16 protein-coding genes and 2 pseudogenes are annotated in these 19,373 nt (G+C 72.7%); 10 read left to right on the top strand and 8 right to left on the bottom strand.

Translation table 11 applies throughout. The annotated features are described in order from the left end of the window. Nucleotides 1–17: 17 nt before the first annotated feature. Nucleotides 18–1,523, top strand: coding sequence for a metallophosphoesterase family protein (locus ACZ5TL_RS29325; protein WP_468593550.1), 1,506 nt, complete (start codon nucleotides 18–20; stop codon nucleotides 1,521–1,523). A gap of 76 nt (nucleotides 1,524–1,599) precedes the next feature. On the opposite strand, the gene ACZ5TL_RS29320 is transcribed toward ACZ5TL_RS29325, so the two are convergent. Continuing rightward, entirely contained in the window at nucleotides 1,600–2,574 is a 975-nt protein-coding gene (locus tag ACZ5TL_RS29320; protein WP_468593549.1) for a TauD/TfdA dioxygenase family protein, read from the bottom strand. 179 nt (nucleotides 2,575–2,753) lie between these two features. Here ACZ5TL_RS29320 and ACZ5TL_RS29315 point away from each other — a divergent pair, with 179 nt between their 5' ends. Then, nucleotides 2,754–3,584: an aldo/keto reductase gene (locus tag ACZ5TL_RS29315; RefSeq protein ID WP_468593547.1), complete on the top strand. Its 831-nt coding sequence runs from the start codon at nucleotides 2,754–2,756 to the stop codon at nucleotides 3,582–3,584. 121 nt (nucleotides 3,585–3,705) lie between these two features. On the opposite strand, the gene ACZ5TL_RS29310 is transcribed toward ACZ5TL_RS29315, so the two are convergent. From ACZ5TL_RS29310 to ACZ5TL_RS29300, 3 genes are all read right to left on the bottom strand, one after another. After that, nucleotides 3,706–6,045, bottom strand: coding sequence for a SpoIIE family protein phosphatase (locus tag ACZ5TL_RS29310; RefSeq protein WP_468593546.1), 2,340 nt, complete (start codon nucleotides 6,043–6,045; stop codon nucleotides 3,706–3,708). Nucleotides 6,046–6,106: 61 nt separating this feature from the next. Continuing rightward, nucleotides 6,107–6,574 (bottom strand): peroxiredoxin, encoded by a 468-nt coding sequence (locus tag ACZ5TL_RS29305; RefSeq protein ID WP_468593545.1) that lies wholly within the window; start codon nucleotides 6,572–6,574, stop codon nucleotides 6,107–6,109. Further along, nucleotides 6,571–6,951: a DoxX family protein gene (locus ACZ5TL_RS29300; RefSeq protein ID WP_468593544.1), complete on the bottom strand. Its 381-nt coding sequence runs from the start codon at nucleotides 6,949–6,951 to the stop codon at nucleotides 6,571–6,573. Before ACZ5TL_RS29300 ends, ACZ5TL_RS29305 begins: the two co-directional genes overlap by 4 nt. 562 nt (nucleotides 6,952–7,513) lie before the next feature. Between ACZ5TL_RS29300 and ligD the strand changes: the two genes are divergently transcribed. The 4 genes from ligD to hemC all read left to right on the top strand — a co-directional run bounded on the left by ligD (nucleotide 7,514) and on the right by hemC (nucleotide 11,550). After that, complete coding sequence (gene ligD, locus ACZ5TL_RS29295; RefSeq protein ID WP_468593700.1) at nucleotides 7,514–8,494, top strand: non-homologous end-joining DNA ligase; 981 nt, start codon at nucleotides 7,514–7,516, stop codon at nucleotides 8,492–8,494. Between the two features lie 143 nt (nucleotides 8,495–8,637). Next, entirely contained in the window at nucleotides 8,638–9,411 is a 774-nt protein-coding gene (locus ACZ5TL_RS29290; protein ID WP_468593543.1) for an NPP1 family protein, read from the top strand. A gap of 112 nt (nucleotides 9,412–9,523) precedes the next feature. Continuing rightward, complete coding sequence (locus ACZ5TL_RS29285) at nucleotides 9,524–10,546, top strand: questin oxidase family protein (protein WP_468593542.1); 1,023 nt, start codon at nucleotides 9,524–9,526, stop codon at nucleotides 10,544–10,546. 68 nt (nucleotides 10,547–10,614) lie between these two features. Then, on the top strand, nucleotides 10,615–11,550 hold the full coding sequence (gene hemC / locus ACZ5TL_RS29280) for a hydroxymethylbilane synthase (RefSeq protein WP_468593541.1): 936 nt from the start codon (nucleotides 10,615–10,617) through the stop codon (nucleotides 11,548–11,550). Nucleotides 11,551–11,574: 24 nt separating this feature from the next. Here the strand turns inward: hemC and ACZ5TL_RS29275 are convergent, their stop codons facing one another. Then, nucleotides 11,575–12,096 carry a hypothetical protein gene (locus tag ACZ5TL_RS29275; RefSeq protein ID WP_468593540.1) on the bottom strand — a complete coding sequence of 174 codons (522 nt, stop codon included), beginning with the start codon at nucleotides 12,094–12,096 and terminating at the stop codon, nucleotides 11,575–11,577. Nucleotides 12,097–12,646: 550 nt separating this feature from the next. On the opposite strand from ACZ5TL_RS29275, the gene ACZ5TL_RS29270 reads away from it, so the two are divergent. Continuing rightward, entirely contained in the window at nucleotides 12,647–13,438 is a 792-nt protein-coding gene (locus ACZ5TL_RS29270) for an RNA polymerase sigma factor SigF (protein WP_468593539.1), read from the top strand. Here the strand turns inward: ACZ5TL_RS29270 and ACZ5TL_RS29265 are convergent. Then, a pseudogene (locus ACZ5TL_RS29265) lies at nucleotides 13,433–13,744 on the bottom strand (ANTAR domain-containing protein); the annotation flags it as partial. The gene ACZ5TL_RS29270 and the pseudogene ACZ5TL_RS29265 sit on opposite strands and share 6 nt — an antisense overlap. A 252-nt stretch (nucleotides 13,745–13,996) precedes the next feature. On the opposite strand from ACZ5TL_RS29265, the gene ACZ5TL_RS29260 reads away from it, so the two are divergent. Further along, complete coding sequence (locus ACZ5TL_RS29260) at nucleotides 13,997–14,800, top strand: VOC family protein (RefSeq protein WP_468593537.1); 804 nt, start codon at nucleotides 13,997–13,999, stop codon at nucleotides 14,798–14,800. A gap of 436 nt (nucleotides 14,801–15,236) precedes the next feature. Here ACZ5TL_RS29260 and glgX read toward each other — a convergent pair whose 3' ends face one another. Both glgX and ACZ5TL_RS29250 read right to left on the bottom strand, forming a co-directional pair. Further along, nucleotides 15,237–17,402 (bottom strand): glycogen debranching protein GlgX, encoded by a 2,166-nt coding sequence (glgX, locus tag ACZ5TL_RS29255; RefSeq protein ID WP_468593536.1) that lies wholly within the window; start codon nucleotides 17,400–17,402, stop codon nucleotides 15,237–15,239. Continuing rightward, nucleotides 17,399–17,911, bottom strand: a complete 513-nt coding sequence (locus ACZ5TL_RS29250) for a pep a2 (protein ID WP_468593535.1) — start codon at nucleotides 17,909–17,911, stop codon at nucleotides 17,399–17,401. The genes glgX and ACZ5TL_RS29250 overlap by 4 nt, the downstream gene beginning before the upstream one ends. A 357-nt stretch (nucleotides 17,912–18,268) precedes the next feature. Between ACZ5TL_RS29250 and ACZ5TL_RS29245 the strand changes: the two are divergent. Together ACZ5TL_RS29245 and ACZ5TL_RS29240 are read left to right on the top strand one after the other, a co-directional pair. After that, nucleotides 18,269–18,559, top strand: a pseudogene (locus ACZ5TL_RS29245) (DUF5133 domain-containing protein); the annotation flags it as partial. 149 nt (nucleotides 18,560–18,708) lie between these two features. Continuing rightward, a partial coding sequence (locus tag ACZ5TL_RS29240) for a maltotransferase domain-containing protein (protein ID WP_468593533.1) occupies nucleotides 18,709–19,373 on the top strand: 665 nt, incomplete at its 3' end.

Raw genomic sequence — 19,373 nt, 5'->3', positions numbered from 1 at the left:
ATTGTTACGGTGCACCGGTGTCCGACTCCTCACGCGATACCGCCGAGGGCGCCGGCTGGGGTACCGCCGAACGCGGTTCGTACCAGCAGTTGATGCCGCCGAAGGCCGAGAAGATCTCCTGGCTGGACCCGAAGACGCTGTGGGCCGCCCGCAACGGCGTGCTGGCCTCCTGGTTCGGGGACCCCACCGGCCGGATCCGCGGCCGGTGGGTGGCGCAGCGCGAGGCGGCCGGAGCACCGGCCGACAAGGTGATCCGGCGCGACGACCCGGACCGCTTCTCGTTCCTGGTCATCGGCGACACCGGCGAGGGCGACGACCCCCAGTACGCCGTCGTGCCGGGCTTGCTGAAGACGGGTCAGGACACCCGCTTCGCCGTCCTGGCCAGTGACGTGATCTACCCGGTGGGCAGCGCGGACGACTACGGCACCAAGTTCTTCCGCCCGTACCAGGACTACCGGGCGCCGATCTACGCGATACCCGGCAACCACGACTGGTACGAGGACCTCGGCGGCTTCATGCGTGTCTTCTGCGACGACGCCCCGCCCCTGCCGCCCGAGCCCCGGCCGCGTCCGCTCACCCGGGCCTGGCTGCGGTCCCTGCTGTGGCACCGGCCGCGTCCCGACGACGGCCGGCGACTCGCCGAGGCACGCGCGTTGCGCTCGGCACCCGCACAGCGAGCCGTCCAGCCGGGCCCGTACTGGGCGATCGACGCCGGACCGGTGCGGATCATCGGCATCGACACCGGCCTGCTCGGCACCCTCGACGCCGAGCAGGGCGCCTGGCTGCGTGAGGTCTCCCGGGGGCCCCGCCCCAAGATCCTCGTCACCGGCTCGCCCCTGTACGTGGACGGCCGGCACGAGCCATGCGCCGTCGAAGGGGGCGGCACCGTCGACGACATCGTCCGCGACCCGGCCCACCACTATGTGGCGGCGATCGGCGGCGACATCCACAACTACCAGCGCTACCCGGTCCGGCTGGACGACGGGCGCACGCTGCAGTACGTCGTCGCGGGCGGGGGCGGGGCGTTCACGCACGCCACCCACACCATCCCCCGCGTAAACGTCGCGAACGTCACCGAGCAGGACTTCCGCTGCTACCCGCTGCGCGGCGACTCCCTGGCCTTCTACAGCCGGCTCTACGGCCGCCGGCTGCGGCTGCGCCGCTTCTTCACCCTCACCGAGGCCGAGGCGACGGCCGTGATCGCCGAACGCCTCGGCATCAAGCCCGCCCGCACCCCGGGCTCCTCGACCCGCGTCACCCGGCGGGTCCGGCTGGTCGCGGGGCTGCTCGGCACCGGCCGCCGCCCCGACCGGGCCAAGCGGTTCCGGCTGCCCGTGCGAAAGCTCTACACGTCGTTGTTCTCGCCGAGTTCGGCGACGTACAGCCCGCCGTTCTTCAAGTGCTTCCTGCGCCTGGACGTCTCCCCGGAGTCCCTCCGCCTGCGCTGCTACGCGGCCACCGGCAACCGCGCCCAGGAGATCGCCCCGCCGGTCGAGGACGAGGTGACCATTCCCCTGCTCTGATCCCGGAGGGCCGCGTGCGGATCCTCACCGACAGGGCGACGCGGCTCGGCCCGGCCCTGGGCCCGTGACCCGCACATCACCAACGGCCGGGCGCGCTCCCGACGATCGCCTCCGACGGGGTGCCGTCCACCCCGACGGGCACGTCCCCGGCGAGCATCACGCGGTGCATGATCCTCGGGTGGTCGAGGTGGGCGGTGTCGCCGGGGGCCAGGTGCATCGTGGCCCGGTTGTCCCAGAAGGCCACGCTGCCCGGCTCCCAGCGGAACCGGACGGTGTACTCGGGCCGGACCGCCTGCTCCAGCAGCATCTCCAGGATCGCTCTGCTCTCGGGCCGGGAGAGGCCGGCGATCTGCTCCACGTAGTAGCCGTTGACGTACAGGATCCGCTCGCCGGTCTCGGGGTGGACACGCACCAGGGGATGCAGCGAGGCCACCTGACGGTCCAGCAGGTGACGGACGTAGGCGTCGTCGCCGGGCCGGGGCTGGTAGCCGACGCCGAGCCGGTGCTCGGCCCGCAGCCCGTCGGCGAACTGCCGCAGCGGCGCAGAGAGCCCGGCGTACGCCGCCGCGAGGTTCGACCAGGTGGTGTCGCCGCCGTAGGGCGGGACGGTCTCGGCGCGCAGGATCGTCGCGGCGGGCGGGTCGACGCGGGCGCCGTGGTCGCAGTGCCAGCCGCGCAGCAGGGTGTGGCGGCGGCGCCGCAGCCATTCATCGTGCTCCATGCCGAACCGCCCGCCCAGCTCCAGCCGGTCGGCGGTCGTCTCCATCTCGGGGAAGTCCGGCGGCGAGGCCTTGCCGCGCCGCCGCAGCACGACCGGTTCCCCGAACCGCCGCGCCAGCGCCACGTGCCCGGCGTGATCGAGCCGCTGTTCCCGGAAGAACACCACCTTCCACCGCAGCACCGCCGCCCTGATCGCGGCGACCACGGCGTCATCGAGGTCCGCGGCCAGGTCGACCCCGCTGATCTCGGCCCCGATGTACCCGGCGACCGGCCGCACCTCCACCCCCGCCTGCCGCGCCGCCTCGTCCGTCGTCATGCTGTCCGCCGTCATGCGCACTCCGCTGGTCGTGGGCGTGGTCTTCCTTCCCGAAGATCGTGACAGCCATCCGCGCCGAGGGCGACCACTCCGCCGCCCTCGTTCCCCGCCTGTCCGGTTGATCATGCTCGCCCCGTCCGTGACGCTGGAGGGACGACACAGTCAGACGACACAGCCAACGGGAAGGTCCGAAGGTGATCAGCATCCCGACGCACACGCTCAACGACGGCACGACGCTCCCCGCCCTGGGCCTGGGCACCTGGCCGCTCGGCGACGACGAGGCGCAGCAGGCGGTGCTCTCGGCCCTGGAGACGGGCTACCGCCTGATCGACACGGCGACGAACTACCGCAACGAGACGGGGGTCGGGCGGGCCGTGGTCTCCGGCGTGGTGCCGCGCGAGGAGATCGTGGTGACGACGAAGCTCCCGGGCCGGCACCACGGCTACGAGGAGACCCTCGCCTCCTTCGAGGAGTCCCGGGCCCGCCTCGGCCTGGAGTACGTCGACCTGTACCTGATCCACTGGCCGCTGCCGCGCGTGGACCGGTACGTCGACTCCTGGAAGGCCATGATCAAGCTGCGCGAGGACGGTCTCGTCCGGTCGGTCGGCGTCTCGAACTTCACGGCCGGGCACATCGAGCGGCTGGAGAAGGAGACCGGAGTGCTGCCCTCCGTCAACCAGATCGAGCTGCACCCCTTCCTGCCGCAGGACGAACTGCGCGCCTTCCACGCGGGCAAGGGCATCGTCACCGAGAGCTGGAGTCCGCTGGGCCGGGGCACGCCGTTGCTTCAGGATCCGGCCGTCGTGCGGATCGCCGAGCGGCACGGGGTGTCGGCCGGGCAGGTCGCGCTGCGCTGGCACACGCAGCTGGGGGCGGTGCCCATCCCGAAGTCGGCGAACCCCGAGCGGCAGCGCGCCAACCTCGAGGTGTTCGGCTTCGAGCTGAGCGAGGACGAGATGACCGCGGTCGCGGACCGGGCGCACAGGAGGGTCGGCGGGGACCCCGAGGTGCACGAGGAGTTCTGACGGGCGCCCAACACTGCGGGGCCCGCTGGCTGGCGGGCCTGCGGGCCTGCGGGCCGACAAGAAGCCGTGTGACGTGGTGCGGGAGGGCCCGTGGGGCCGCGCGGCGGCGGGACGGAGCCGGTCAGAACAGCGGCGTGAGTGACTGTTCGCACCAGATCGTCTTGCCGCGGGTGGTCTGCCGGCTCCCCCAGCGCTGGGTGAGCTGCGCGACCAGCAGCAGGCCGCGGCCGCCCTCGTCGTCCTGGTGCGCCCGCCGCAGGTGCGGGGAGGTCGAACTGCCGTCGGAGACCTCGCAGATGAGGGTCTGGTCGCGGATCAGGCGGAGCTGGATGGGCGGGGCGCCGTACCGGATGGCGTTGGTGACCAGTTCGCTGACGACGAGTTCGGTGACGAAGGCCGTCTCGTCCAGCCCCCACGCGGTGAGCTGGTCGGTGGCGGCCTGCCGGGTGGCGGCCACCTGCGCGGGGTCCGGGGTGACGTCCCAGGTGGCGACCTGGTCGGCGCCCAGCGCCCGGGTGCGGGCCAGCAGCAGTGCCACGTCGTCGCCGGGTTCCTCCGGCAGGACTGCCTTCAGCACGCTGTCGCACAGGGCGTCCAGCGAGTCGGCGGGCACGGTCAGGGTGCGGCACAGTTCGTCGGTGGCGTGGTCGATGTCGCGGTCGCGGTCCTCGATGAGTCCGTCGGTGTAGAGGGCGACGACGGAGCCCTCGGGCAGCTGGAGCTCCGTCGCCTCGAACGGCAGCCCTCCGACGCCCAGCGGGGGCCCGGCGCTCATGGGGATCAGCCGGGCGGACCCGTCGGGCAGCACCAGGGCGGGCGCGGGATGCCCGGCGGCGGCCAGGTTCAGGCGGCGGGTGACGGGGTCGTAGACGGCGTAGAGGCAGGTCGCGCCGAGCTCGGCGACCTCGTCGCCCTCGTCCGAGGCGAGATGGGTGACCAGGTCGTCGAGGTGGGTGAGGAGCTCGTCGGGCGGCAGGTCCACGTCGGCGAGGGTGCGGACGGCCGTGACCAGCCGCCCCATGGTCGCCGTGGAGGGGATGCCGTGCCCGACGACGTCTCCGACGACCAGGGCGACGCGGCTGCCGGACAGGGGGATCACGTCGAACCAGTCGCCGCCGATGCCGGCCGCCGAGCCGGAGGGCAGGTAGCGGTGGGCGACCTGAACGGCGGCCTGGCCGGGCAGTCCCCTCGGCAGCAGGCTGTGCTGGAGGGCGAGGGCGGTGGTGCGCTCCCGGGCGAAGCGGCGGGCGTTGTCGACGCAGACCGCGGCCCGGCTGGCGAGCTCCTCGGCGAACACGGCGTCGTCGGCGGCGTAGTCGTCGGGCTGCGCCACGCGTACGGCGATGGCGACCCCCAGCGTGGTACCGCGGGCCCGCAGCGGTACGGCCATCATCGAATGGACGCCTTTGCGGTAGGGGCGTCCTTCCGGGGCGCGGGAATTGCGCTCGGCGACCCAGCGCATGAACGCCGGTTCCCCTGCCTGGCTGAGGACGGCCCGGCCTTCCCGCATGGCCCGGGCGATCGGCGAGAACGCGGGGTAGACGTCGACTTCCCCCAGACGCACGGCGGCTTCGGGGGTGCCCTCGGTGACGGAGCCGTGGGCGACCCGCCGCAGGGTGATCTCATGGGCCGGCGCCACCGGCTGCTCGTCCGCGCCGAGGACCCAGTCGAACAGGTCCACGCTCGCGAAGTCCGCGAACCGGGGCACCACGACCCCGATGAGTTCCTCGGCCGTGCGCACCACGTCCAGGGTGGTGCCGATGGCGGCCGCGGCCTCGTTGAGCAGGGCCAGCCGCTGCCGGGCCCAGTACTGCTCGGTGCTGTCGAACGCAGCCAGGGCGGTGCCGACGAGCTCGCCGTCGGCGCCCCTGACCGGCCACATCTCGGTCACCCAGGCGTGCTCCCGGTTCAGGGCCGGGGCACCGGTGTAGCTCTCGTACCGCAGCGGCCGGCCCGTCTCGACGACCTGCCGGAGATGCCAGTCGAAGCCGCGGCTGTGCTCGGCCTCCTCCACGGTCTCCGGGAAGTGCCGGCCGAGCAGGGTCTCCTCGGACACGCCCATCACGTGGCAGGCGGCGTCGTTGAGCCGCAGGTAGCGCTGACTGATGTCGAAGACGGACATCGACATGGACGCCTGCTGGAACGCGCGGCCCGCCAGCGAGGTCTCCGCCCGGCCGGGTGGCGCGGCGGTGATCACGTAACCGCCTGGCTCCCCGTCCCGGCCCGACACGGCGCACGCCCTGACGCGGAGCCCGACCAGATAGCCCTCGCGGTGCCGCACCATGACGGTGCCCGACCAGGCGGACACCGCCTCGGGCGGCACGTCCTCGGCGAGCAGGTCCCGCAGCGCCCGGCCCACGGCTTCGTCGGCGGGATAGCCGGTCAGCTGCCGGGCACCCTCGCTCCACCCCGTCACCATGCCGCGGGCGTCGATGATCGCAGCAGCGGAGGAGTCCTCCATATCGTCCAGGATTATCCCTTTGCCGCCGGGTATCAACCGCGGCGCAGCATTCGTGACGATGTCAGGCCCTGGGCGCGCGGAGCGCGGCGAGCGCCCGGTCGGCGTGGGCGTTCATGCGCAGCTCACTGCGGACCACGTCGAGGACGGTGCCGTCCTGCGCTATGACGAACGTCGTCCGCTTGGTGGGCGCCAGGGAGAAGCCGCGCCTCACGCCGAACCGCTCGCGGACCGCGCCGTCCGCATCCGACAGCAGCGGCATGCCGAGGGAGTGCCGTCCGGCGAACTCCTGCTGCCGCTCGACGGCGTCGCCGCTGACGCCCACGGGGCGTGCGCCGACAGCGGCGAACTCGGCGGCGAGGTCGCGGAAGTGGCAGGCCTGGGCGGTGCAGCCGGGGGTCAGGGCGGCCGGGTAGAAGAAGAGCACGACCGGGCCCTCGGCCAGCAGCTCCGACAGGCTGCGGACGGTGCCGGTCTCGTCGGGCAGGGCGAAGTCCTCGACCTTGTCCCCGGCCTCCGGGTGCGCGCTCACGACCGGCCCCCCGCGTTCCGAGCGACACCGCGGGCCCACAGCACGAGGGGCACCTGCAGGGGCAGGCGCCCGAAGGCCGCGGCCTTCTGCGGCGTGGGGCGGTGGCGCCAGTCGGCGGCCATCTTCACATTGGCCGGGAACACCCCGACGAAGAAGGCCGCGGTGGCCAGGGCGGCCGCCTTGCGGGTGCGCGGCAGCGCCAGGCCCGCCGCCAGCGCGAGCTCGGCGGCACCGCTGGCGTAGGTCCAGGTCCGGGGCGTGCCGGGCAGGCCGCCCGGGATGGTCGCGTCGAACGGGCGTGGGGCGGCGAAGTGGGTGATCCCCGCGGTGGCCAGCAGGCCGGCGAGCAGCAGGGGTGAGCGTTCGGACCGGGACACGGTTCCTCCTCTGATGGCCTGCCGCGCGATATTACTGGACGGTAGACAGGTCGGTCCGCCGGGTCCTGCCGATGCCGTCGACGGGCGCCCGGCGTGCAGCCGGACGAGCGGCGGAAGACGGCGATGAACGCGCGCGGACGATCAGCCGCAGCGGCGGGCGACGGTCATGACGGGCAGGCGGTCGGCCGGCATCCGCAGCGCGTGGCAGAGCCGCGGCCGACGGCCAAGGGCGGACCGGAAACGGCGGCCCAGGCCTCACCCGGCGGAGCGGAACGGAGACAGCGGACCGAACCTCACCAGCCGGAGCGGACCAGAGACAGCGGACCAAGCCTCACCAGCCGGAGCGGACCGGAGGCGACCGACTCAGGCCTCGTCCCCCGGACAGAACGGAGACGGCCGCCCCGGCGTCACCCGCCGGGGCGGACAGGAGGCAGCCGGACATCGCCTGGCCCCAGCCGGACCTTCAGGCCGCGTCCGGCGGTGTCCTTCGACGTCAAGGCCGTTCAGGGGAAAGACGCGGGAAACGCGCGTGACCGCCCGCCGGCTCGTCGACAACTCACCCGTGGACCTGCCGCTGATCCCGCCCATGCTCGCCACGCCCGGCACCCTGCCGCCCCCCGCGCAGGACGCGCGCTGGGCCTATGAGACCAAGCAGGACGGCCAGCGCGTGGTGGTCTACCTCCCCGGCGACGGCAGCGTGCTGCTGCGGGCCCGCTCCGGCGACGCGATCACCGCCGCCTACCCCGAGCTGCGGCCGCTGGGCACGGCCCTCGGCGCCACGCCGGCCGTGCTGGACGGGGAGGTCCTGGCCCTGGACGAACAGGGCCGTGCGAGCTTCCAGTTGCTGCAGTCCCGGATGGGCCTGGCCCACGCTCCCGCCCGGGCCGCGCGCAGGGCGGCGGAGGTGCCGGTCCAGGTCGTGCTGTTCGACCTGATGCACCTGGCGGGCCGGTCGCTGCTCCGCCTCCCCTACGCGCGACGCCGCTCGGCACTGGAGGACCTCGGCCTCGCCGGCCCCTCCTGGTCGACCCCTGCCGCGATCGTCGGCCACGGCGCCGAGGCGCTGCGCGCCACCCGCGAGCACGGCCTGGAGGGCCTGGTCTGCAAGCGGCTGGACTCGGTGTACGAACCGGGGGTCCGCTCCCGGGCCTGGATCAAGATCCGCAACATGCGGACCGAGGACGTCCTGGTCGGCGGCTGGCAGCCCGGCAAGGGGCGGCTCACCGGCCTGCCGGGCGCGGTGCTGGTCGGACAGCGTGCCGCGGGGCGGCTGCGGTACGTGGGGAGCGTGGGCACCGGCTGGAGCGAGGCCGAACGCACGGAACTCGCCGCGCTGCTGAGGGCCGCCGCGACCGGCGCCTGCCCCTTCGACCCGGCCCCGCGCGCTCCGGGCGCGCACTGGGTCGTGCCCCGGCTGGTGGGCGAGGTCCGCTACAGCACCCACACCCGGGAGGGACTGCTCCGGCAGCCGTCCTGGCTCCGGCTCCGGCCGGATCTCGCGCCCGGGGAGGCGGCGGCCGACATCCCGGACGACCTGGTCTGAAACGACACCGGACGCCAATTGTTGCCTTGTGATTCACCGTTGAGATCCCTCGCCCCTCTTGGCATGAACGCGCTCAACCTGGAAGCTGAACCTCCCTTTCCCCCACAGCCGTTGGGCTGCGCCCGGATCAAGAGGAGGACGCAGTGTCGTCACGCCCGTTCACATCGCGCAGGAGATGGCTCACCGGAGCGGCCGGTGCCGCCGCCCTGGTCCTCGCCTTCCCCGCCACGGCCTTCGCGGCCCCGCCCCGGGCCCTGCCCGCCAACGCTGAGTCGCTGGAGCGGACGTACCAGCCCGCCTACGACTACGACACCGACGGCTGCTACGCCACGCCCGCGATCGGCTCGGACGGTGTCGTGAACGGCGGGCTCAGCCCGACCGGTGCCCTGAACGGCAACTGCCGGGACGCCTCGGACCTCGACAACACCAACGGCTACTCGCGCTACAAGTGCAACAACGGCTGGTGCGCGATCCTGTACGCCCTCTACTTCGAGAAGGACCAGGCCGTGGCCGGCAGCAGCATCGGCGGCCACCGGCACGACTTCGAGCACGTCGCGGTGTTCGTGCAGGACAACCAGGTCAAGTACGTCTCGACGTCCGCCCACGGCTCGTTCTCCGTGCACGCGGCGTCCTCGGTCCGCTTCGACGGCACGCACCCGAAGATCGTCTATCACAAGGACGGGATCGGCACCCACTGCTTCCGCCTCGCGAACTCGGGCGACGAGCCGCCGGAGAACCACGAGGGCACCTGGCAGTACCCGCCGCTGGTCGGCTGGAACGGCTACCCCGCCGGGGTGCGCGACAAGCTCACGTCGCATAACTTCGGCAGCGCCAACTTCGGCCTGAAGGACGGGAGTTTCGCCAACCACCTCGCCTCGGCGAAGCCCTCCGGCATCGCCTTCGACCCGTACGCCTGATCCCGTGCGGCCCGGCCGGGTGCCTGGTGCCGCGGCATTAGGTCCCCGGCCCGGCCCGGCTTCCGCCCGGCGGCCGATCCGGCGGCGTCGGGCGGCCGCATAGCGTCCCGGCATGGACACGTACGACACGACGGGGACCCTCGAAGAAGCCCTCGGCCGTCTTCACGCCTCGGGGCCGGAGCGGCTCGGCCGGCTCACCAACCACGCCCCCATGGTCGTGGAGGCGCTCGCCGCGCACGGCCGGGCGGACGCCGTGCACCGCTGGCTGGACCTGTACCGGCACAAGCTGGAGGACTTCCCCGCGCCCGTGACCGCGGTGACGGACGCCGACTGGCGCGAGGCGCTGGGCGATCCCCGCCGGGCCGCCGACTGGATCGGCCACTTCACCCGCGCCCTCGCCGGACAGCCGTGGCGGGACGTCCTCGCCACCTGGTGGCCCCGCCTGCTGCCCGGGCTCTACGGCGGCTCCACCCACCCCGTCATCCGCGTCGGGCACGCCGTACGGGCCCTGGAAGCCGGTGAGAACGCGCCACGGCTCGCCGAACTCGCGCACGGCCTGGGCTACTGGGCGGCCCGGCACCGTCCCGTGTCCGGCATCGCCCCGCTGCCCGCCGCGGCGAGCGCGGCGCGGGCCCTGGACGCCGTGCCGCCGGTCACCGATCCGCGGGGCGGGTTCCTCGACCGGCTGAAGGCCGTACGACGGCTGCCGCGCTGGGCGGGCGACGTGACCGACCCGGCCACCGCCCGGGCTCGCCTCACCGAGCTGGTCCGTGCCGCCACCCACCGCTACACCGCCCACGGCCACGGCGAGGAGACGATGCTGGTGCACGCGGCGACGGCTCCCAACGCCGTGCTGCGGGTGCTCGGTTCCCTGCCGTCCGAGCTGTGGGTGCCGAGCCTGCACGCGGCGTGGACCGCGTCGGCGGCGGTCACCGCCATGTACGCCACCACCGCTCCCGCCGACCGCCTCCCCGCGCCCGGCCGCACCGCGGAGGAAGTGCTGGAGCGCGCCCTCGCCCACGGCGACGAACACGTCATCAAGCTCACCGACACGGCCCTCGACATCGGTGACGAGCGGGCCCTCACCGCGGCTCTGCGCGCTGTCGAGCTGAGCGAGCCGCTCGTCCCGAAGTGACGTGCGCCGCCGGACGGTCGGGGGAGGTTCGGCACGAACGTTCCCCCGGGAGGGTCTATCGTGTCGGCATGTCCGTCCCCGAACTGATCCGCATCGTCTCCCGCGACTCCCCCATGGCGCTCGCCCAGGTGGAGCGCGTCCGGGCCGAGTTGGCCGTCGCCCATCCCGCCGTGCGCACCGAGGTCGTCCCGGTGAAGACCACCGGGGACAAGTGGATGGGTGATCTGTCCCAGGTCGAGGGCAAGGGCGCGTTCACCAAGGAGGTCGACGCGGCGCTGCTGGCCGGGGAGGCCGACCTCGCCGTGCACTGCGTGAAGGACGTGCCCGCCGACCGGCCGCTTCCGGCGGGGACGGTGTTCGCCGCGTTCCTGAAGCGGGACGACGTCCGCGACGCCCTGATCCACCCGGGCGGGCTCACCCTCGACGAGCTGCCCGCAGGGACGCGCGTCGGCACCTCCTCGGTGCGCCGGGTCGCGCAACTGGCCGCCACGCACCCGCACCTGGAGTGCGTGCCGTTCCGCGGCAACGCCAACCGGCGCCTGGCGAAGCTGCACGCCGGCGAGGCCGACGCCCTGCTGCTCGCGGTCGCCGGGCTGGAGCGCATCGGCCGCCAGGACGTGATCAGCGAGATCCTCTCGACCGAGACGATGATGCCGCCCATCGGCGCGGGCGTGCTGGCGCTGCAGTGCCGCGAGGACGACGCCGATCTGATCGACGCGGTGAGCGGCCTCGGAGATCCGGACACCTACCGGGAGACGACGGCCGAGCGCATGTTCCTGCATGTGCTGCAGGGGCACTGCAACAGCCCCATCGCCGGGTTCGCGCGAGTCGACCGCAGCGGCGAACTGTCCCTGCGGGCCTGTGTGTTCACCCCGGACGGCAAGACGCGGCTCAACGCCCACGAGTGGGCGGGCCGACTCGACCCGGCCACGCTCGGCACCTCGGTCGCCGTGGCCCTGCTACGGCAGGGCGCCCGCGAGATCATCGACGGCATCGCGCACTGACCTCCGCGGCGCCCTGACGCCGGATCAGGCGGTGCCTTCCTCCGCCTGGTCCCGCAGGAAGACGCTCACCTGGTGCGCCAGACTGTCCCGCACAGCGCCCTGCTGGGCCCCGGCAGGGCCCTCGTGCACACCGATGCCGCCCGACCAGAGCCGGCGGTCGGTCCACTCCTCCTCGACGCGCAGCTGGACCTGGACATCCACCAGACTCAAAGACGCCTCGGCGCCCGCCGCGTACAGCACCGCGGTGGCCCGGCGCAGCGGATAGACGTCGAAGCCTTCGATGAACTGCGAGTTGCGCCAGTCGATGAAGGCGCTCTCCCCGTCGGGGCCGAGCCGCACGTCGATCTGCCCGTCCTCGAGGTGGACGCCGAGATGCCGGCTGCCGCGGTTCTCGACCGTCACGCGGAGGCAGAAGTAGGTCAGCCCGTCGGCTGCGTCGTCCCGGCCGCGGGGCGGCTCGGCCGGTTCCAGACGGTGGACGCGGACGCGCAGACCGGCATGCTCGTCGTACTCCTGCCAGTCCCCGACCACGTTCGGCTCGTACACGCTGCACCCTCTCGACCTCTGGAAGCTGCTTCCTATCTGTGGTCTCAGCGCACTGTCAAATGAGCAGAATGCGCTGTGGCCAGGCAGTTCACCCCTTTTGATCGGTGATCAAGCCGTGCCCAGCGGTTATCCGGGGGCGGCGCGTGAAAGCGCTTGCTCCGGCGTGCCGCACATCACTTCCCCGAGTGAAGATCAACCACGTGAGCGCCGCCGGATCAACCGCTGGACCCCGACGAGGGCGCCGGCCGGCTCCTCGCGAAGGTCTCCGGCCCGTGCGGCCACGGTCAGCCCTGTGACAGTCCCGGCGGGTCCGAGGCGAGGTCGGGGGTCGAGCGACGCCTCGAAACGTCGGCGGGACCAAGTCACCCCGAATGCCGTATTGTCTGAATTGTTTGGTTATGCCCCTGCCCGGGAATGGGCAGTGAAGTGCTTCGGACAGGAGGCACGTCCGTGGGAGCCGGCCGGCCGGGCCCCGGGTGCCCCGTGAGGTCCGAGTCCGCGCTTCCCATGGTGTCCGTCCCTTCCGCACCTGCTCAGAGAGGTGCGCACCATGCGTATCGCCGACAGCACCCGAACGCACCCCCACGATGACGCCCCCGACACCGCCGAGGCGTTCCGGCGGCTCGCGCGACTGCCCGAGGGGCCCGAGCGCAAGGCCCTGCGCGACGAACTGGTCGAGGCCTGGCTTCCCATGGCCGAGCGGATCGCGGTCCGCTTCCGCGGCCGTGGCGAGGCCCTCGAGGACCTGTACCAGGTGGCGGCCCTCGGGCTCGTCAAGGCCGTCGACCACTACGACCCGGCGCGTGGCAACGCCTTCGAGGCGTACGCCGTGCCGACGGTCACCGGCGAGATCAAGCGCCACTTCCGTGACCACATGTGGACGCTGCACGTGCCCCGCCGGGTCCAGGACCTGCGCAACCGGGTGCGGCACGCCGTCAAGGAACTGTCGCAGACCACCGCGGGCCGCTCCCCCACGGTCGCCGACATCGCCGAGTACGCCCAGCTCACCGAGGGCGAGGTGCGCACCGGCATGGAGGCGCTGGAGTGCTTCTCCGCGCTGTCGCTGGAGGCGGAGATGCCCGGCACCGACGGCTACGCCCTCGGGGACGCGATCGGCGGGCCGGACCCGGCGTTCGACACCGTCGTCAACCGCGTCGCCGTCCGGCCCTGCCTGGAGGCGCTGCCGGAGCGCGAGCGGATCATCCTCTACCTGCGGTTCTTCAGGGGCATGACGCAGAGCCGCATCGCGGATCAGCTCGGTATCTCGCAGATGCACGTCTCCCGGCTGCTCAGCAGCTGCTTCGCCCACTTGCGTGAGGAACTGCTCACCGACACCCGGTGAGTCTCCCGGGATCTGGGTCGGGCCGGTGCGATCGAGGGCGTCCTCCAGCGCGGCCCGCATCTCCCGGGGCATCATGCCGGTGCGCCCCCAGACGAGGATCAGTTCCGCGACGTTGCGGAGCTTGATGTTGGTGTGCTGGGAGACCTCTTTCAGCACGACCCATCCCTGGTCCGGGGAGACCCGGCCGAGCACCACGATCATTCCGATCGCCTGGTCCACGACGGCGTGGGAGACGACCGCCTCCTTCAGCTGCTGGATCTCTTCCTGCAGTGCGAGGATCCGCTCCGAGCCCCCGTCCGTGGGCATGGTCACCTCCGGGTCCGGTGCGCCGCTGCCCCCGAGGCCTCATCAGGTGCTTGAGTACCTTGACGCAGTGTCCGACCCATCCATCGTCGTCACTCGGCGCGCCCGGTGCCACCGGGGCGGACCAGGCCGGTTCTCGACTTCGTTTCGGCGCCCCCGCCGGGGTACTCGGCAGGCGCCCACAACGGTTCCGGTTGGACACTGGTGCCATTGCTTCGGTGGCTGCCAGGCCGACGAGATCAGGACGCGACTGCCATGAACCACGACATGTCCACTCCCTCAAGAACGAAGGACGTCCTCTCCTCGCACTCCGTGTTCGGGGCGCCCTGCTGGGTGAGCCTGACCAGCCGGGACGTCAAGGCGACCGAGGAGTTCTACGGGGCCGTGCTGGGCTGGCAGTGGCGGCCCGCCAAGCTCGGCGACCGGTTCCGGATCGCGCTGGCGGACGGGTCGCCGGTCGCCGGAATCGCGGGGGTGGCGACCATGTGGCAGATGGCGGTGGCGTGGACGCCGTACTTCGCGGTGCGCAGCGCGGACGACGCGGTGGCGCGCGTGCAGGAACGCATGGGCACGGTCGCGGTCGGGCCGATCTCCCTGGCGCCGGGGCGGGCGGCGCTGCTGGCCGACCGGGACGGGGCGACCTTCGGCATCTGGGAGGGCGACCTCTTCACCGACTGGGAGACCTGGCGCAACGCGCAGCCCGCCTTCATCACGCTCCACACCCGGGACGCCTTCGACGCGGCCATCTTCTACGGCGAGGTCCTCGACTGGGCGTCGCAGAGCCCCGGCTGCTGCGAGGTCCACTACGAGGGCGGCGAGGTCGTCCTCCGCAGCCGCGGCGACGTGGTCGCCCGCATCGAGTCGGGCGCCCTGGAAGCGGCCCCCGACCCCGCGATCCGCCCGCATTGGCAGGTCCACTTCACCGTCGACGACGTGGAGGCCTGCGCGCGTGCCGCGGAACTGCACGGCGGCAGCGTGCTGTCGAAGGGCAGCACGGAGGCGGTGCTGCGCGACCACGACGGGGCACAGTTCACTGTGACGGCACGCCGGGGGCGGTGACGGGCCCCGCGGGGCCTCAGCCGGTTCCTTCCCGCTGGGCGGATGCGCGCCGAAGGGCCGCCGCGCCGGGACGGTGCGGTGGCCGGGTGGTGCCGTCGACCGTGACGGCGAGCAGGCGCGGTGGCGGCACGCCAGGGCGGTTCCCTGCCGGGGCTCATGCCGGGCGTCTGCCGGGGAGGAAGCCTGCGCCGAGGGCGCCGTGACTACTGGACCGGGGCATTCCGGGGCCGCGCGGCACGGCCCCGGGGACCCGCGAGCGCTCAGCAGGCCGTCGGCCCCCGACGGCTGCCGAGGGCCCTCGTCCCCGGCCAACTCCGCTCCCACCGGGCACTCCTGTCGTCGCCCGCGCCCCGGGCACACGCGCGCGACGCGCCACCCACCACCCGCGGGCAGCCGGGGGCAAGGGTCCTCGCCGTACAGCGGTCCTGGTCCCCCGTCACCTCGCCTCGCTCCGGCCCGCCCGGCCTGCCCGGGAGGGGCGGGACAGCAGGACCAGGCTTCGGGCGCCCACCGTCAGGGCCGTGCCCGCCTTGTGCTCCGTTTCGTCCGGCGTGCCCTCCGGGGCGGCCGTGTCGACCAGGGCCGTCCAGCGTTCGCCGTAGGCGGCGGGCGGAAGGCGGAAGCCGATCGGCTCCCAGTGGCTGTTGAACAGCAGGAGGAAGGAGTCGTCGACGACCGGGCTGCCGCGGTGGTCGGGTTCGGCGATGGCGTCGCCGTTGAGGAAGACGCCGACGGAGTGCGCGTCGCCGCGCTGCCAGTCCTCGTCAGTCATCTCGCGGGCGCCGGGCGCCAGCCAGACGAGGTCGGGCAGCGGCTGGTCCGCACGGGTCAGGGTCTCGCCGAGGAAGAAGCGGCGCCGGCGCAGCACGGGGTGCCCGGTGCGCAGCCGGATGACGTGGCGGGTGAACTCCAGCAGGTCGCGCTGCTCCTCGGTGAGCCGCCAGTCGATCCAGGAGATCTCGTTGTCCTGGCAGTAGGCGTTGTTGTTGCCGCCCTGCGTGCGCCCGAGCTCGTCGCCGTGGCAGAGCATCGGGATGCCCTGGGACAGCAGCAGCGTGGCGAGGAGGTTGCGCTGCTGGCGCGTGCGCAGCTCCAGCACGGCCGGGTCGCGGCTGACGCCCTCGGCGCCGCAGTTCCAGGACCGGTTGGTGCTCTCGCCGTCCTGGTTGTCCTCGCCGTTGTCCTCGTTGTGCTTGTCGTTGTACGACACGAGGTCGCGCAGGGTGAAGCCGTCGTGCGCGGTGACGAAGTTGACGCTGGCGCGGGGCCGGCGCCGGCTGTGCTGGTACAGGTCGGAGGACCCGGTCAGCCGGGAGGCGAACTCGCCGAGCGTGTGGTCCTCGCCGCGCCAGAAGTCCCGTACCGCGTCGCGGTACATGCCGTTCCACTCCGACCACAGGGGCGGGAAGTTGCCCACCTGGTAGCCGCCCTCGCCGACGTCCCACGGTTCGGCGATCAGCTTGACCCGGCTGATCACCGGGTCCTGCTGGATGAGGTCGAAGAACGCCGACAGCCGGTCCACCTCGTGGAACTGCCGGGCCAGCGTGGCCGCGAGGTCGAAACGGAACCCGTCGACGTGCATATCGGTCACCCAGTACCGCAGCGAGTCCATGATCAGCTGCAGCACGTAGGGGTGGCGCATCAGCAGGCTGTTGCCGGTGCCGGTGGTGTCGTAGTAGTGCTCCCAGTCGCCGTCGACCAGGCGGTAGTACGAGGAGTTGTCGATGCCGCGGAAGGACAGGGTGGGGCCCTTCTCGTTGCCCTCGGCGGTGTGGTTGTAGACCACGTCGAGGATCACTTCGAGCCCGGCCGCGTGCAGCGTCTTCACCATCTGCTTGAACTCGGCGACCTGCCCGCCGCGGGTGTCGTGGGCGGCGTAGCCATTGTGCGGGGCGAAGAAGCCGATGGTGTTGTAGCCCCAGTAGTTCGACAGGCCGCGGTCGTGCAGCACGCCGTCGTGGACGAACTGGTGAACCGGCATCAGCTCCACGGCCGTGACGCCCAGCGAGGTGAGGTGCTCCACGATCGCGGGGTGCCCCAGCCCGGCGTAGGTGCCGCGCAGTTCGGCGGGCACCTCGGGGTGCGTGCGGGTCAGACCCTTGACATGTGCCTCGTAGATCACCGTGTCGGCGTAGGACCGGCAGGGCCGGGCATCGTCGCCCCAGTCGAAAGCCGGGTCGGTCACGACACCGAGCATGGTGTGCCCGGCGCTGTCGGCCGGGTCGGGACCGTCCGGGTTCCGCTCGTAGAGCGAGGGGTGGTTGTCGACCTGCCCGTCCACCGCGCGGGTGTAGGGGTCGAGGAGCAGTTTCGCCGGGTTGCACCGGTGGCCGGCGGCCGGGGCCCACGGCCCGTGCACGCGGTAGCCGTAGCGCTGGCCGGGGCCGACGCCGGGCAGGTAGCCGTGCCACACGAAGCCGTCGACCTCGGTGAGCGGTACCTCGGTGTGGATGCCGTCGTCGTCGACGAGGACCAGCTCGACGCGTTCGGCGACCTCGCTGAAGAGCGCGAAGTTGGTGCCCTCCCCGTCGTAGTCCGCACCCAGCGGGTAGGGGCGCCCGCTCCAGGCGGACACCCCTTGCCGTGTCTGCCGGCGGGTCACCGGGCGTCCTCCAGGATCTCGTCCTCGGTGACGGCCGGGCCGGCCAGCCGCGTGACCGGTACCTCGCGGGGCACGTCGAGACCCTCGCTCTCCCGGGGCGCGGGCGCGGTCGGCACCAGCGGGACGCGTTCGCCGGCGCGGGCGCGCTGCGAGAACCAGATGACCTTGCTGCCGGTCTCGGTGGCGCAGCAGCCCCAGCCGTCGCTCATGGCCGCGAGGTGCTCCAGGCAGCCTCGCAGCTCCTGGTCCGGACGCAGGGCACGGTCGTTGTCCCCAATGGCGGTGATCAGGTGCTGCCGGTTCCACCACATCTCGATCGACGTGTTCTTGTCCGTGGCGTGCTCGTCGATGGCCTTGAGCAGCATCTCGGCACCGCCACAGACGGGCTGGATCAGGTTGTCCAGGTCCCAGAACCTCAGGTGAGCGGCCAGAATGCGGCTGACCTGTCCCACCCGTTCCGGGCTGACTTCCACGTCGAGGTGGTAGTAGCAGGGCACTGCGGTCTTCATCGGTCGGCTCCTCACCGCGAAGCTCAGCTCCTCCTCGTCCGCGGTCTGCGGACGAGCCCCGAACACGGAACGTGAGCGCGTATCGCTTCTGAGTCACCTTCAGACTGAGGGTGCTAGCCCGTTCGTGCAACACGAGTGCACGCCTGAGGCGGTGGGGCGCACAGGTGAGCGCTGAGGGGGGACCCCAACAGCCCATCCGGGCCGCTACTGGTTGAAGAACCAACAAGACGCTGCGTCGCCACGCGTGCACCATGTGTGAAGAACTCGATCGCCGTTACGGATCCGTGTCGCTGTGGCGCGGCCGCCGTCCGACCGTCGGGAGACCGTGTCCCTCGAGCCCGAAAGGTGATCGGCGCCATGCTGCTACCCGCCAAAGCCGAAGTCGCCCGGCAGTTGCGGCGTTACCGGGCCTGGGAACGCGTGATGCTCGCGGCACCGAACGACCGCACGGTGCGGACCACGTTCGAGGACTCCGGCTACACGCTCTGCGTGCTGATGGGCAAGCGCTGCGCGCGGGAGGCGGCGGACGCGGCCGAGCGGTACCTGCGCGCCAACCAGGGCACCTATCTGCAGGAACTCGACGAACGGCCCCGCCCGGCCGCGGCGGTCGCGCGAAGACCATCGGCGGCGGACCGCAGGTCCCCGGCGGCGGAGCGGAGATCACCCGCTGCGGAGCGGAGATCTCCGGCGGCGGCCGAGCAGAGATCCCCGGCCGGAAGGTAGCCGCCTTCCCGCACATCCTGTCCCCTGAACCGGACCCCGCGGTCCGGCTTTCGAGCACGGTGGAGGTGAGGACCATGAAGAGGACCCGGGCCATCGGCCGTATCCCGGTACGGGACGTCCGCCCGGCCGTGGAGAGCGGCAACCGGCCGGTCAAGGCGGTCGTGGGCGAAACGTTCGAGGTCACCGCCACCGTGTTCCGGGAGGGGCACGACGCGGTCGCCGCCCAGGTCGTCCTGAAGGATCCCGAGGGCCGCCCCGGGCCGTGGACGCCGATGCGGGAGCTGGTCCCGGGCAGCGACCGCTGGGGCGCCGAGGTCACCGCGGACGCCGTCGGCCGCTGGTCGTACCGGGTGGAGGCCTGGAGCGATCCGGTGGCCACCTGGCGTCACACGGCGGGCATCAAGGTCCCGGCCGGCATCGACCCGGGCCTGGTCCTGGAGGAGGGCGCGGAACTCCACGAGCGGGCCGCGGCCGGCGTGCCGAAGGACGCCGGCCGCGCCGTGCTGCTCGACGCGGCGGAGACACTGCGCGACGACTCGCTGCCCACCGCGGCGCGGCTGGCGGCGGCGTTGACGCCGGAGGTGGACGCGGTCCTGGCCCGGTATCCGCTGCGGGACCTGGTGACCAGCAGCGAGCCGCTGCCGCTGCTCGTCGAGCGGGAACGGGCGCTGTACGGGTCCTGGTACGAGTTCTTCCCGCGCTCGGAGGGCACGCCGAAGCGGCCGCACGGCACGTTCCG

The organism is Streptomyces sp. NPDC033136 (assembly GCF_055578235.1).
This window is presented reverse-complemented; position numbering and strand designations above follow the sequence as displayed.

Bases quoted from the DNA above. Each gene is read 5' to 3' on its own strand.
- ACZ5TL_RS29260 (WP_468593537.1), top strand. From the start codon at position 13,997: ATGAACCACGACATGTCCACTCCCTCAAGAACGAAGGACGTCCTCTCC.
- ACZ5TL_RS29310 (WP_468593546.1), bottom strand. From the start codon at position 6,045: ATGGAGGACTCCTCCGCTGCTGCGATCATCGACGCCCGCGGCATGGTG.
- ACZ5TL_RS29320 (WP_468593549.1), bottom strand. From the start codon at position 2,574: ATGACGGCGGACAGCATGACGACGGACGAGGCGGCGCGGCAGGCGGGG.
- ACZ5TL_RS29250 (WP_468593535.1), bottom strand. From the start codon at position 17,911: ATGAAGACCGCAGTGCCCTGCTACTACCACCTCGACGTGGAAGTCAGC.
- ACZ5TL_RS29285 (WP_468593542.1), top strand. From the start codon at position 9,524: ATGGACACGTACGACACGACGGGGACCCTCGAAGAAGCCCTCGGCCGT.
- ACZ5TL_RS29270 (WP_468593539.1), top strand. From the start codon at position 12,647: ATGCGTATCGCCGACAGCACCCGAACGCACCCCCACGATGACGCCCCC.
- hemC (WP_468593541.1), top strand. From the start codon at position 10,615: ATGTCCGTCCCCGAACTGATCCGCATCGTCTCCCGCGACTCCCCCATG.